Origin of the sequence: Novosphingobium sediminis (genome assembly GCF_007991615.1) — a bacterium.
Taxonomy (GTDB): domain Bacteria; phylum Pseudomonadota; class Alphaproteobacteria; order Sphingomonadales; family Sphingomonadaceae; genus Novosphingobium; species Novosphingobium sediminis.
This window is the reverse complement of sequence record NZ_BJYR01000012.1, coordinates 211,776-223,830: the sequence shown is the minus strand read 5'-3', so window position 1 is coordinate 223,830 and position 12,055 is coordinate 211,776. Positions and strand designations below refer to the sequence as shown.

Sequence of the window (12,055 nt, the reverse complement as noted above, 5' to 3'; positions counted from 1 at the left end):
ACGGTTAGTTGGCGAGGCCGGCGATTGCGCTGTCGACCAGCGCCTTGTCGGCGCCTGCGCCGTGATGCTGGGCAATCAGCTGACCGGCCGCAGTGGCAGCGGCGGCAGCAGCGCGGGCGCGCAGTTCGTCGATCGCAGCGCGTTCGGCAGCCGCAATCTTGTCGGTCGCCATCTTTTCGCGGCGAGCGATCATCGCGGTCGTGTCCACCTCGGCCTTGGCGATGATCGCCTGGGCTTCGTGACGGGCATGCTCGACCATCGCGGCGGCATCTGCTTCGGCACCGGCGATCTTCTTCGCGTACTCTGCGCGCAGCGCTTCGGCTTCGGCACGGAGCGCCTTGGCGGCGTCGAGTTGCTGGCGGATCGTGACGATCTTCGCGTCGAGACCACCGGCAATCGCGGCAGGAACCTTCTTCCAGACCACGATCGCAAGGAACGCGGTCATCGAAAGTGCCACCCACATGCCGGGCGTGATGAACCCGAAGGCCATCGGCTCGGCGTGTTCGGCCCCATGCTCGGCGACATGTTCGGCTACCGCAGTGGCAGCCTGAGCGAGCAGCGCGAAATTAGCCATGGAGAACGTCCTTCACCGCCGCGCGGGCGGCATCGGCCGCAACCGTCAGCCCGGCAACGCGGGCGGCGATTTCGGCAGCAGCATCAGCCGCCACGGTTTCGATTTCGGCCAGTGCGCCCTGCCGCGCCGCGGCAATACGCGCCTCGGCGTCGGCCACCTTGGCTTCCGCTTCGGCACCCGCAGAGGCGAGCCGACCTTCGGTGGCCTTGGCAGCTTCGGCCTTGGCGGCTGCGATCAGCGCCTGGGCTTCCCCACGCTGCTTGGCAGCAGCGGCCTTCCACGCATCGTCCTGAGCCTGCGCCTCATGGCGCGCGGCTTCGGCAGCGGCGAGGTCCGCGGCAATCTTCTGGTCGCGGCCTTCCATGGTCTCGAGAACCTTGGGCGCCATGCCCCGGCCGACGAGGAAGAAGACGGCGCCGAAAATGACCAGCATCCAGAAGATCTGGCTGGAATAGGTCGCGGCTAGCTGCGAAATCTGAGGCATTGGGGTTCCCGGGCGATCTGAACGCTGGAAAACTGGAGGCAGGAAGGCGCCGCAGCCCGAAGGCCGAGGCGCCATCCCTGCCGCACAATCAGGCGACGAAGATCAGGATCATCGCCACGACGAACGAGAGCAGACCGAGAAGTTCGGCGGCCGCGAAGCCGATGAACAGGCGGCCCTGCTGGCCGTCGGCAGCGCCCGGGTTGCGCAACGCGCTCTCGAGGAACGAACCAAAGACGTTACCCACGCCGATGGCGGCCATGCCGGCGCCGATCGCAGCGAGACCCGCACCGATGAGCTTGGCGCTTGCAGGTTCCATGACTTAAACTCCCTTTTCTCAAAAATTCAGATGGATGGATAGGATACTCGAGAACGCGTCTTAAAAACTCAGTGCAGATGCTCGGCGTCGTTAATGTAAAGCGACGTGAGCAGCGCAAAGACGTAGGCCTGGATGCCGGCGACGAGGATCTCGAGCGCGCAGATGGCAACCATCAGGATGAAGCTGGGGATCGAGACGAGCCCCATGAAGAAGGCACCCGCGTTTGCGCCGCCGATCACGAAGCTGGAGAGCACTTCCAGCAGCACGTGGCCGGCCATCATCGCCACGAAGAGACGCAGGCCAAGGCTGAACGGGCGCACGAGGAACGAGACCAGCTCGATCACGAAGATCAGCGGGATCATCGGCAGCGGCGTACCGTGCGGCACGAACAGCGAGAAGAAGTGCAGGCCGTGCTTGTAGAAGCCGACCACCAGCACGATCGAGAACGACAGAATGGCGAGCACGCCCGTCGCTGTGAAGTGGCTGGTGAAGGTGAACGGGTGCACGCCGACCAGACCGAGCGGCAGCAGGCCCAGCAGGTTCGCGAAGAGGATGAACATGAACAGCGAGAACACGTACGGAAGGTACTTGCGCCCTTCCTTGCCAATGTTCGCCGAGAGCATGTTCTCGATGAAGCCGGTCATGCTTTCGACCATCACCTGCCAACGGCCGGGGACGAGCTCGCGCTTCATCCCGCCCAGCATGAAGGCGTAGAGGACGACGGCGGAAATCAGCATCCACAGCGCCGAGTTGGTGAACGCAATGTTGAAACCGCCAAGGGCCCAGTGATCGGTGCCGAACAACGGCTCGATCGTGAACTGGTGCATCGGATCAACTTTGGCTTCGGTTGCCACGCGCGAAAATCCCGTTTCCCAGAATACCACAAGAACTTATGCCAAAACGGCCTTCCAATGCGCCCCCCGCCAGTTGGGGAGGGTCAATCGGAACGCCGGTTCGCAATCCGGATGATGTTTCTGAAGGCGACTGCAATTCCGAGGAACAGCATCACCATCAGGCCCCAGTGGCCGCGACCGACGAACCAATCAATGGCCACGCCAACCGCTGCACCCCCGATCATTCCCCCCAGCAGTTCGGCCAGAACCTTGTTGCCGAGGCGGTAGCCCGCGTCGACACCTTGCTGGCCGGTGCGTGTCCGCTCCGCCTCGCTTGCTCTTGCTGCGGCAAGCCGCGCTTCGAGCGATGCGATCCGGGCATCCGCGCCGATGGGGTCCTCACCGGAGGGGTCGTCAACCATACCAACCTTCTTTTCGCTTCAATGCAGCGCAAAGGGCGTGGCGCGGGAAACGGTCCCCCGTCAAGGGCACCGGCCCTTTAGGAAGGGCGGCTTATCAAGTCAACCGCGCCCGAAGCGGCTGTAAACCGCAGAATTGCGGCATGTGCGAAGACGCGCGCCGGGTTCATCCCCCGACGCGCGCCGCAAAATCCACCAATTGTCCGCGATTTTGCCTCAGGGGCAGCGCGAATCGCGAAGCGGCGGGGAGGAGGTACGCGTCTGCCAACTACCGTCCGGGCCCTGATACTTCTCGCCCGGCTGGGTCTGCGAAATGAGCAGGCAGCCCGAAGTCAGCGCATATTCCTCAACCGTCGCGTGTGCGGCGGCGGCCTTATCGGCGTAGACCGCCTTGCGCTTGATGTTGAGCTCGTCGATCACCGCCTTGAGCGAAGGGCTCGGCGGCACGACGTAGCCGAGGTAGCCGTCGACCTTCTCGCCCACCTGCCCGGCTGCGCGCGCGGCGGCATAGGCGGGATCGCGCTGCGCCAGCGCGGCGGCGGGGATCATGCCTGCGACGGCCAGTGCGGCGGCGGCGGCCCCAAGTTTTCCGAATAGACGTGCCATCTCAGAAAATGTCCTTGTTCTTGTCGATCGTCTGGCTGGCGTCTCCGGCCAGGCGATAGACCACTTCCTGCTTGATGTTGATGTTGAGCTCGATGACGATCGGCTTGTCGGGCGCTTTCACCGTGATGCAGCCCCCCGTCAGCATCGAGCCTGCCACCAACACGGCCGCAAGCTGCAATCGCTTCAGTCGCCTGCGTGTCCCCGCCATTCCGTCTTGCCCCTCACCTTGGATGGGCCACTTGGTTGCAGGGTTGCTGACCAACGTCAATTGCTGGCTCCTTATGGCTTGGGGCTGCTTGCCGGAGGCTGAACGCCGCTGGCAGGGGGCTGAAAGGTTCCGGGCGGCATTCCCTTGAAGGCGCCGGGCGGCGGTTGGGGGTTCATCGAGCTGATCAGGCTGTAGAACGGCGCATGAATGTTGACGTTGAACCGGATCGGCACCCGCGCGACCTGACGGGTGATGAAGTTCTGCTTGGCGGCCTTGCCCTGCTTGATCCCGGTGAACTCCACCCGCGTCACGACATCGCCTGCAAGATTGCCGTCCATCCCGATCGTCATCTTCGAATAATCGAGCGACTTCAGCGCATCGAAGGCAAAGTTCGCCATCGCCGAAAGGTCCTTATAGGACAGCGCGCCGACATAGGAGACCGTGCCACCCGGCGGACGCGAGACCAGTTCGCCGCCGGTGATGCGCCCGCCGTTGGCATCAAATTCCAGCGGCAGGTGTCCATCGAACACGCCCGTCGCGGAAAGGTTGGCCAGCTCCATCCGCTCGAGGAACTTGCTGGCATCGATCCCGTCCATCTCGATGCGGAAGCGGCGCGGCTCGTTCACCGTCGTGCGCAGCTCGCCCGGCGCCAGCCGCAGCGTGCCGCCAAGGAACGGCCATATCCCGCTGTTGATTCGCACGACCTGATCGGGCTGCAGTTCCATGTCGACCACCCCGTCGGTGACCTCGATCCCCGGATTGGCCGAGGCGACGTGGAGGATCTGGTGCGGCGCGGTCACCATGCCGATGAGGTCGGTGAACACGAGCGTGCCCGAAAGCCCCTTCACCGGGCCGAATGCGGCGGAGAAATCGAACTTGTCGGTGCCGAAGCTGCCCGAACTGGTCACCTTGTCGGCAGTCCAGTCGACCACACCCTTGCCGCGCACCGTGCCGTCGGCATCGGCGATCACGCCGCGGAACTGCGGCGCCAGATCGCGCAGCTGCAGCCCGCCGACTTTGCCGGGCACGATCTTGCCCTCGTCGAAGACCAGCGCATCGACCATGAGATCGGCATGCCCACGGGCAGTCGCCAGATCATGCCGCACCGCCACGCGCAGCACTTCGCGCCGCGAATCCGGCTCACGCAGCAGCGCTTCGGCGACGATGCGGTTGTCCTTGAGCGTAAGGACCGCCCCTTCCCCGGCCAGCGTCTTGAACCGCGCGGGCTGGAACCGGTCCGAGGCAGCAAAGCGCACGCCGCTCAGCGTCAGGACGCCGCCTGCAAAGCGCCAGTCGCCCGCAGCACCCGTGATATCGATCGGCACGGCGGCGAGCTTGGCATCAACGCCATCGAAGGTGCCACTGAAGTCCTTGCCCAGCTGTGCGACCAGATTCGCGAGCTTTAACCGCGTCGCGGTGTCAGCCGGACCGAGCACAATATCCGCGCCGCGCACCGTCAGCGTCCCCGGCCAGGCGAGGCCGACCGGCCCGGTGTTCAGCACCAGCGGCGTCTCACCCAGCCGCCCGCTGAGCGCGAGGGCATTGATGCCGAGCGCCGCCGAAACCCCGCGCGGCCCGCTCTGCACGATGGCCCGCCCGCCAGCCGGGCACACCGTCAGCTGCCGTTTGTCGAGGGTGACGGCACCCAGTTGCAGGCTCGTGAAGGAAGGGGTCATGCAGCGCTGCCACAAGGCAAGATCGCCGCGCGGGCTGATCGTGCCCGCAATCGGCAGCACGAGTCCGCGCACCGCCCCGCTCGGGATCGCGCCCGAAGCAAGTGCCGTGCCGCTGAAGGTGAGCGAACCGCCCGGCCCCTGCGTCACTTCCAGTAGCGGCAGTGCGAGCATATCCGTGCCGCTGCGGTATTCCGCCATGCGCAGTTTCAGCGCCGGCCGCCCGCCCGCGCCGGGTTCCATGCGCCCGGTGATCGGCGGCAGGTCCGCACCCGCCATCACGAAGTTGCCGGTGAGCGTGGGCAGCTTATCCGGTTCCGACGCGACCTGCAGGCGCGAGACGGAGAGCAGCGCCGCCCCGCTCCCGCCGCGCAGCGCAGCGCTGGGGGCGACAAGGCTCCACCGCGCGCCCTCGTGCCGCAGCGCGATGTCACCCGCCAGCTTGCTGCCCCGCTCCTCGCGTGCAAGCGCGCTGCGGATCCTCGCCAGCAGCGGTGCGGCAAGCGTGCCCTCTGCCGATGCCTGCGCGCCTGCCAGCGCCCGCTCGGTCGCCGCACCTCGTGCAAGATCGAGACCGGAAACCGCGCCCCGGAACACCAGATTCTGCCCGCCCGACTTCATGTCGAGATCGCCGTCCACGCCCAGCGTGCCCGCCGTGAGCCCCGCCGTGCGCAGGCCCTTCGCCTCGCTCAGCACATGGCCGCGCAGTTCGCCCAGCTTGAACGCCAGCTCGCCGCCCAGCATCACATGCCCGGCAGCCAGGCCCGGCGCCGCGAGCGCGCCCGCATCAAGCTTGCCCTTGATCGTCGCACCGCCGAGGTCCTTGTCACCCGTCGCATCGAGCGCCAGTACCGATGGCCCAGCCGACAGATCCTTCCCGCAGGTGAAGCCCGCCAGCCGCAACGGCCCGGCAAACCGCGGCTTGCCGCCGGATACCGAGATCGCGCCGAATGCGCTCAACCGGTCGCCATTGCACCCGGCCGCCGTGACGCCGGGCATGATCGCCGCCAGCGTGCCCTTGAACCCGCCGGAAAGATTGCCCGCGCCGTCTGCCTTGGCCGCCAGTCGCCCGAAGTCCGTCTCCAGCAGCGCGCGGCCATCGATGATCCGCAGATCGAGATCGGGCAGCCCCGGCGCGGTGCCCGAGGGCGCATTGGAGAGGATCAGTTTATCGAGCGCGCCAAAGCTCAGGTGTCCTTGGCGATAGGCGCCATAAAGCCTTGGCTTGTCGAGAAGAACCTGCCCGATTCGCGGCCCCAACAGGCCGTAGGCCATGCGCACTTCGACGCGCGCAATAGTCAGGTCGGGATGCGCCGGATCGCCGATCACGATGTTCGTCAGCACCTGCTGATCCGCACCGATGCCCTCGATCCTGTATCGCCCGGGCAGGCCCAACTGCGCCAATTGCCGGTCAATCAGATTCGCCGCGATCTGCTCGCGCGCCGACCACAGCCCTACCGCCAGCGCCGCGAAGGCACCGGCAGAAACCAGCGCAATCTTGCGGCGCTTGCCGCTCCGCAGTGCGGCAGGCGGGCCATCCGGCGATTCGTTCAGAGGCTCGGTCTCGTCCGGCATTGACGCCCTTGTTGCCCAGCCCTCTCTCCGAAGCAATGCCGCCGCTTGCACCGTCTCCCCAAGGCGGGCAATGTGCTCCGCTCCGATGGCCGATCCGCCCAGCCTTTTCCCAGAGCCCAGCCGCGACAAGGCCGAGAAGGACCGCGTGCGCGAAGCCGGACTCGATCCCTCCGGCCACCGCGCCCGCCTCAGGAAGCGCCTGCTCGAAGGCGGCGATGATGCGCTCGCCGATCACGAGTTGATCGAATATCTGCTGATGATCGCAATCCCCCGGCAGGATGTAAAACCCCACGCCCGCATGTTGATTCAGCGCTTCGGCAGCCTTGCCGGGGTTCTCAATGCCGATGCGCAGACGCTGATGGGTGTGCCCGGCATCAAGGACGCCGCTGCTGCCGCGCTCAAGATCGTCGGCATCTCCGCCCGGCGTCTCGCCCGCCAGACCGTGCGCGAGGAGCCGGTGCTTTCGAGCTGGCAGGCGCTGCTCGATTATCTCCATATCGATATGGCGCACCTCAACCACGAACGCGTGCGGGTGCTCTATCTCAACACGCAAAACCGCCTGATCCTCGACCAGATCGTCAGCGACGGCACGCTCGACGAATCGGCAATCTACACGCGCGAGATCATCGCCAAGGCCATGGCCATCGGCGCCGCCGCGCTGATTCTGGTCCACAACCATCCCTCCGGCAGCCCCGAACCCAGCCGTGCAGATATCCAGATCACGCAAAAGATCATGGAAGCAGGCCGCCTGCTTGGCATCACCGTCCACGACCACGTGATTATCGGGCGGCAGGGGCATGTCAGCCTGAAAGCCAAGGGCCTGATCTGATATGTGCGTCGCCGCTGCCGCATTCCGCGCGCATCCGCGCTGGCGCCTCGTCGTGATCGGCAACCGCGACGAGTTCCACGAACGCCCTACCGCCCCGCTCTCCCGCTGGGAAAACGGCGTGATCGCTGGGCGCGATCTGCAAGCGGGCGGCACATGGCTCGGCGTTAATGAAGCGGGGCGCTTTGCGCTCGTCACCAACTTGCGCGTCGATGGCTTTCCCCGGCCAGAGCTTGCCTCGCGCGGCGCACTGGTGACGGATTGGCTCGCGGGGCATGCCTCCGCCGCGCCCGAAACCATGAACCCGTTCAACCTGTTCATGGCCGATGCCGGCGCCGCGTGGCATCTCACCAACCATCCCGAAACGCGCAGCATTCCCCTCGGCCACGGCATCCACGGCCTGTCGAATGGTCCGCACGAGCAGCCCTGGGGCAAGACCACCGCGCTCGAAACCGCGCTCGGGCGCTGGCTTGAAAGCGGCAAGGACGATCCGCAGCCGCTCTTCGCCGCGCTGGCAGACCGGTCCGAACTGCCCGGCGCCGGCCCCGAACGCCGCTTTTCGCCGGTCTTCATCCGCAATCCGCTCTATGGCACGCGTTGTTCCACCGTGCTCCTGATCGCCGCAGACGGCACCGCGCGGATCATCGAGCGCCGCTTCGATGCGGAGGGCGATACCACTGGCGAGACTGCGATTGCCTTCACCGTCTGAAGAGCGCCCTCTTGCCTTCCCGGCCCCCTCCTCCTAGCGGCACCGGCACGTAACCGCGCTTGAGGAGTCGCCCATGGTCCCCCGTTATGCCCGCCCCGCGATGACCGCGATCTGGGAACCGGAAGCGCGCTATCGCATCTGGTTCGAGATCGAGGCCTACGCCACCGAGAAGCTCGGCGAACTCGGCGTCGTTCCGCCGTCGGCCGCCAAGGCGCTGTGGGACTGGTGGGCGACCAATCCCAAGATCGACGTCGCCGCGATCGACGCGATCGAAGCCGTCACCAAGCACGACGTCATCGCCTTCCTCGATTGGGTGGCCAAGGAAGTCGGCCCCGAAGCCCGCTTCATGCATCAGGGCATGACCAGCTCCGACGTGCTCGACACCACATTGAACGTCCAGTTGACACAGGCCGCCGATCTCCTGATCGCGGACCTCGACGCGCTGCTCGAGGCCATCAAGCGGCGCGCGATGGAGCATAAGTACACCCCCACCATCGGCCGCAGCCACGGCATCCATGCCGAGCCGACCACCTTCGGCCTCAAGCTCGCGCAGGCCTATGCCGAGTTTGACCGCTGCCGCGCCCGCCTCGTCGCCGCGCGCGCCGAAGTCGCCACCTGCGCCATCTCGGGCGCCGTCGGCACGTTCGCCAACATTGATCCCGCCGTCGAAGCCCACGTCGCCGAAAAGCTGGGCCTGAGCGTCGAGCCCGTCTCCACGCAGGTGATCCCGCGCGATCGCCACGCAATGTTCTTCGCGGTCCTTGGCGTGATCGCCAGCAGCATCGAGCGCCTCGCCACCGAGGTACGCCACCTGCAACGCACCGAAGTGCTTGAAGCGGAAGAATACTTCTCGCCCGGCCAGAAGGGCTCGTCGGCCATGCCGCACAAGCGCAACCCGGTGCTGACCGAAAACCTCACCGGCCTCGCTCGCGTCGTCCGCTCAGCCGTCACCCCCGCGCTCGAGAACGTCGCGCTGTGGCACGAGCGCGATATCTCGCACTCCTCGGTGGAGCGCTACATCGGCCCCGATGCCACGATCACGCTCGATTTTGCGCTCGGGCGGCTCACTTCGGTGATCGACAAGCTGCTCATCTATCCCGAGCGGATGCAGAAGAATCTCGACCGCATGGGCGGCCTCGTCCACTCGCAGCGCGTGCTCCTCGCGCTCACGCAGGCAGGCCTCACGCGCGATGATTCCTACCGCCTCGTCCAGCGCAATGCGATGCAGGTGTGGCAGTCGGACGGCCAGCTTTCGCTCCTCGAACTGCTCAAGGCCGATCCGGAAGTCAGCGCGGTGATGTCGGCGCAAGAACTCGAGGACAAGTTCAACCTCGATTATCACTTCAAGGGCGTAGACACGATTTTCGCGCGCGTTTTCGGCGAGTAAGCGGGGACTCGCCTTGCCAGCCAAAGCGGACTAGCTTGGCGGCAAGAACGAGAGGGGACTGGATGAAACTGTTGCGCTCGATCCTGTGGCTGGTCGTGGTGGCGGGGCTTGCCGCGTTTTCCGCCGCGAACTGGCAGCCGGTCGAACTCACGGTGTGGCAGGGTCTTGTGCTCGATACGAAGCTGCCCGCGCTGGTCATAGCCGCGTTCCTCCTCGGCCTCGTCCCGATGTGGCTGATCCACCGCACCACCCGCTGGCGCCTCCAGCGCCGCATCGCCAACCTTGAAACCACGCTGGCCGGAAGCGCATCGCTCTCGTCCACGCAACTTGAAGCCCGGAAAGCAAGCGAAGCCCCATGAGCAATCCCGTCTATCTCGCGCTCGATCTGCCCCGCCTCGATGCCGGGCTTGCGCTGGTCCAGAAGGTCAAGGGCCATATCGGCGGGGTAAAGCTCGGCCTCGAATTCTTCTGCGCGCACGGCCACCACGGCGTCCATGAAGTCGCCAAGCTGGGCCTGCCGATCTTCCTCGACCTGAAGCTGCACGACATTCCCAACACCGTCGCCGCCGCGATGCAGTCGATCCACGTGCTCGAACCCGCGATCGTGACCATTCACGCCTCGGGCGGGCGCGCGATGATGGAAGATGCCAAGGCCGCCGCGGGTGAGCACTGCAAGGTCGTCGCCGTAACCGTGCTCACCAGCCTCGACGACGATGATCTCACCGCCGTCGGCGTTTCCGCCAGCGCCCACGATCAGGCGCTGCGCCTCGCCGATCTCGCGCAGGAAGCCGGGCTCGATGGCATCGTCTGCTCGGGCCACGAAGTCGGCGCGATCCACAAGCGGTGGAAGAACGGCTTCTTCGTCGTCCCCGGCTTGCGCCCGGATACGGGACACACCGCAGACCAGAAGCGCATCGTCACCCCCTCCGCCGCGCGCCGCGATGGCGCCAGCGTCCTCGTCATCGGCCGCCCGATCAGCCGCGCCGTAGATCCCGTCGCCGCCGCCCGCGCCATCGAAGCCACGCTCTGAGCGTTTAGCCATGACGACGACCTACCGCATCGCCGGACCTGCCGACGCGCCTGCCGTTCGCGCGCTGATCGAAAGCGGCTACCGCGGCGACAGCGCCCGCCAGGGCTGGTCGCACGAAGCAGACCTTCTCGAAGGCGACCGCACGAACCTTGAGGAAGTCTCCGCGATGATCGCCGCGCCTGAGAAGCGCGTCCTCCTCGCTGAACGCGATGGCGCGCTCGTCGGCACGGTCACGATCACCGATCTGGGCGGCGGCAAGGCCTACATGGGCCTGCTCTGCGTTTCCCCCACGCTTCAGGCCGGAGGCCTTGGCCGCGCGCTGGTGAGCGAAGTCGAAGCGCTCGCCGTCCGCGAATTCGGCGCTGCCGCCATGGAACTCATCGTCGTCGACGTTCGCGCCGAATTGATCGCTTGGTACGAGCGGCGCGGCTATGTCCGCACCGGCGAACTGCGCCCCTTCCCGCTGCCGATGGACGTGCCCTACCAGATGGTCGTGCTGGAACGCGCCATCTCCTGAAGCGAACCTGTCATCGCGGTTCAGCCCCCTGAAAGCCGCCCCCGTGCAATCGCTCGCGGACCGTTTCAAGGGGACCAACCAATGACCAATACCTCCACCTCGCTCCTGCTGGCCGCTGCGCTGGCCGCTGCAAGCGCCGCCTCGCCCGCAATGGCGCAGTCCATGTCCCCCGCCCCGGTTGTCGCTGCCGGCAATTCGGTGCTCACCGTCAGCGCCGATGGCCGCAGCACCCGCGTGCCCGATCTCGCGGTGTTCAGCGCAGGCGTGACCACGCAGGCCAAGACCGCCTCCGCCGCGCTTTCGCAGAACGCCGAGCAGATGAACGCCGTGATCACCGCGCTCAAGGCCTCGGGCATTGCCGAGCGCGATATCCAGACCAGCAACCTCTCGGTGAACCCGGTCTATGGCCAGCCCCGCGCCGACGCGAACGGCAACGTCAGCGGTGATCCCGTCATCATCGGCTATCAGGCCACCAACCAGGTCGAGGTGAAGCAGCGCAAGATCGGCAATTATGGCAAGACCATCGACACGCTGGTCAATGCCGGCGCCAACCAGGTCAGCGGCCCCTCGTTCCAGCTCGACAACCCCGATGTCGCCAGCGACGAAGCCCGCATCGAAGCCATGAAGAAGGCCCGCGCCCGCGCCGAGCTCTATGCCAAGGCCGCTGGTCTTTCGGTCAAGCGCATCCTCACGATCAGCGAAAGCGGCGGCTATGCCCCGCAGCCGATGGTGATGTACGCCCGCGCCGAAGCAATGATGGCCAAGGCGCCCAGCCCTGTTGCTGCGGGCGAAGTGCAGGTCGGCGCGAACGTGACGGTGACGTTCGAACTGGGGCAGTAAAAAGCCCACCCCCAACCCCTCCCGCAGGCGGGAGGGGAGCCGGGCAGCGCCAACATCA

At 66.2% G+C, this 12,055-nt stretch carries 15 protein-coding genes; 7 read left to right on the top strand and 8 right to left on the bottom strand.

Going from position 1 to position 12,055, the window contains the following annotated elements:
• Nucleotides 1-4: 4 nt before the first annotated feature.
• The 8 genes from NSE01_RS09490 to NSE01_RS09455 all read right to left on the bottom strand — a co-directional run bounded on the left by NSE01_RS09490 (nt 5) and on the right by NSE01_RS09455 (nt 6,688).
• Nucleotides 5-574, bottom strand: a complete 570-nt coding sequence (locus tag NSE01_RS09490; RefSeq protein WP_147159345.1) for a F0F1 ATP synthase subunit B family protein — start codon at nt 572-574, stop codon at nt 5-7.
• Nucleotides 567-1,058 carry a F0F1 ATP synthase subunit B family protein gene (locus NSE01_RS09485; RefSeq protein WP_147159344.1) on the bottom strand — a complete coding sequence of 164 codons (492 nt, stop codon included), beginning with the start codon at nt 1,056-1,058 and terminating at the stop codon, nt 567-569. The genes NSE01_RS09490 and NSE01_RS09485 overlap by 8 nt, the downstream gene beginning before the upstream one ends.
• A gap of 88 nt (nt 1,059-1,146) precedes the next feature.
• The gene (locus tag NSE01_RS09480; RefSeq protein WP_054122335.1) at nt 1,147-1,374 is read right to left on the bottom strand and encodes a F0F1 ATP synthase subunit C; all 228 of its coding nucleotides are present in this window, start codon (nt 1,372-1,374) and stop codon (nt 1,147-1,149) included.
• A gap of 68 nt (nt 1,375-1,442) precedes the next feature.
• The gene (locus tag NSE01_RS09475) at nt 1,443-2,228 is read right to left on the bottom strand and encodes a F0F1 ATP synthase subunit A (RefSeq protein ID WP_147159343.1); all 786 of its coding nucleotides are present in this window, start codon (nt 2,226-2,228) and stop codon (nt 1,443-1,445) included.
• Nucleotides 2,229-2,311: 83 nt separating this feature from the next.
• Nucleotides 2,312-2,629, bottom strand: a complete 318-nt coding sequence (locus NSE01_RS09470) for an AtpZ/AtpI family protein (RefSeq protein ID WP_147159342.1) — start codon at nt 2,627-2,629, stop codon at nt 2,312-2,314.
• A gap of 213 nt (nt 2,630-2,842) precedes the next feature.
• Complete coding sequence (locus tag NSE01_RS09465; protein ID WP_147159341.1) at nt 2,843-3,232, bottom strand: YdbL family probable chaperone protein; 390 nt, start codon at nt 3,230-3,232, stop codon at nt 2,843-2,845.
• 1 nt (nt 3,233) lies between these two features.
• Complete coding sequence (locus NSE01_RS09460; RefSeq protein WP_147159340.1) at nt 3,234-3,440, bottom strand: YnbE family lipoprotein; 207 nt, start codon at nt 3,438-3,440, stop codon at nt 3,234-3,236.
• Nucleotides 3,441-3,511: 71 nt separating this feature from the next.
• Nucleotides 3,512-6,688 carry an intermembrane phospholipid transport protein YdbH family protein gene (locus NSE01_RS09455; protein WP_147159339.1) on the bottom strand — a complete coding sequence of 1,059 codons (3,177 nt, stop codon included), beginning with the start codon at nt 6,686-6,688 and terminating at the stop codon, nt 3,512-3,514.
• Nucleotides 6,689-6,773: 85 nt separating this feature from the next.
• Here NSE01_RS09455 and radC point away from each other — a divergent pair, with 85 nt between their 5' ends.
• The 7 genes from radC to NSE01_RS09420 all read left to right on the top strand — a co-directional run bounded on the left by radC (nt 6,774) and on the right by NSE01_RS09420 (nt 11,997).
• Entirely contained in the window at nt 6,774-7,517 is a 744-nt protein-coding gene (radC, locus tag NSE01_RS09450; protein WP_147159338.1) for a RadC family protein, read from the top strand.
• A 1-nt stretch (nt 7,518) separates the two neighbouring features.
• Nucleotides 7,519-8,223, top strand: coding sequence for an NRDE family protein (locus NSE01_RS09445; protein ID WP_147159337.1), 705 nt, complete (start codon nt 7,519-7,521; stop codon nt 8,221-8,223).
• 73 nt (nt 8,224-8,296) lie between these two features.
• Nucleotides 8,297-9,610: an adenylosuccinate lyase gene (gene purB / locus NSE01_RS09440; protein WP_147159336.1), complete on the top strand. Its 1,314-nt coding sequence runs from the start codon at nt 8,297-8,299 to the stop codon at nt 9,608-9,610.
• 62 nt (nt 9,611-9,672) lie between these two features.
• A complete protein-coding gene (locus NSE01_RS09435; protein WP_147159335.1) occupies nt 9,673-9,969 on the top strand; it encodes a LapA family protein in 297 nt (98 codons plus the stop codon).
• On the top strand, nt 9,966-10,640 hold the full coding sequence (gene pyrF, locus NSE01_RS09430; protein WP_147159334.1) for an orotidine-5'-phosphate decarboxylase: 675 nt from the start codon (nt 9,966-9,968) through the stop codon (nt 10,638-10,640). The genes NSE01_RS09435 and pyrF overlap by 4 nt, the downstream gene beginning before the upstream one ends.
• A 10-nt stretch (nt 10,641-10,650) precedes the next feature.
• Nucleotides 10,651-11,157, top strand: a complete 507-nt coding sequence (locus NSE01_RS09425) for a GNAT family N-acetyltransferase (RefSeq protein WP_147159333.1) — start codon at nt 10,651-10,653, stop codon at nt 11,155-11,157.
• Nucleotides 11,158-11,238: 81 nt separating this feature from the next.
• Complete coding sequence (locus NSE01_RS09420) at nt 11,239-11,997, top strand: SIMPL domain-containing protein (RefSeq protein ID WP_147159332.1); 759 nt, start codon at nt 11,239-11,241, stop codon at nt 11,995-11,997.
• Nucleotides 11,998-12,055: the final 58 nt, after the last annotated feature.

Coding starts and splice junctions, on each gene's coding strand:
- NSE01_RS09425 (WP_147159333.1), top strand. CDS start 10,651: ATGACGACGACCTACCGCATCGCCGGACCTGCCGACGCGCCTGCCGTT.
- purB (WP_147159336.1), top strand. CDS start 8,297: ATGGTCCCCCGTTATGCCCGCCCCGCGATGACCGCGATCTGGGAACCG.
- NSE01_RS09470 (WP_147159342.1), bottom strand. CDS start 2,629: ATGGTTGACGACCCCTCCGGTGAGGACCCCATCGGCGCGGATGCCCGG.
- radC (WP_147159338.1), top strand. CDS start 6,774: ATGGCCGATCCGCCCAGCCTTTTCCCAGAGCCCAGCCGCGACAAGGCC.
- NSE01_RS09455 (WP_147159339.1), bottom strand. CDS start 6,688: ATGCCGGACGAGACCGAGCCTCTGAACGAATCGCCGGATGGCCCGCCT.
- NSE01_RS09460 (WP_147159340.1), bottom strand. CDS start 3,440: ATGGCGGGGACACGCAGGCGACTGAAGCGATTGCAGCTTGCGGCCGTG.
- NSE01_RS09480 (WP_054122335.1), bottom strand. CDS start 1,374: ATGGAACCTGCAAGCGCCAAGCTCATCGGTGCGGGTCTCGCTGCGATC.
- NSE01_RS09485 (WP_147159344.1), bottom strand. CDS start 1,058: ATGCCTCAGATTTCGCAGCTAGCCGCGACCTATTCCAGCCAGATCTTC.
- NSE01_RS09465 (WP_147159341.1), bottom strand. CDS start 3,232: ATGGCACGTCTATTCGGAAAACTTGGGGCCGCCGCCGCCGCACTGGCC.
- pyrF (WP_147159334.1), top strand. CDS start 9,966: ATGAGCAATCCCGTCTATCTCGCGCTCGATCTGCCCCGCCTCGATGCC.
- NSE01_RS09420 (WP_147159332.1), top strand. CDS start 11,239: ATGACCAATACCTCCACCTCGCTCCTGCTGGCCGCTGCGCTGGCCGCT.
- NSE01_RS09445 (WP_147159337.1), top strand. CDS start 7,519: ATGTGCGTCGCCGCTGCCGCATTCCGCGCGCATCCGCGCTGGCGCCTC.
- NSE01_RS09435 (WP_147159335.1), top strand. CDS start 9,673: ATGAAACTGTTGCGCTCGATCCTGTGGCTGGTCGTGGTGGCGGGGCTT.
- NSE01_RS09490 (WP_147159345.1), bottom strand. CDS start 574: ATGGCTAATTTCGCGCTGCTCGCTCAGGCTGCCACTGCGGTAGCCGAA.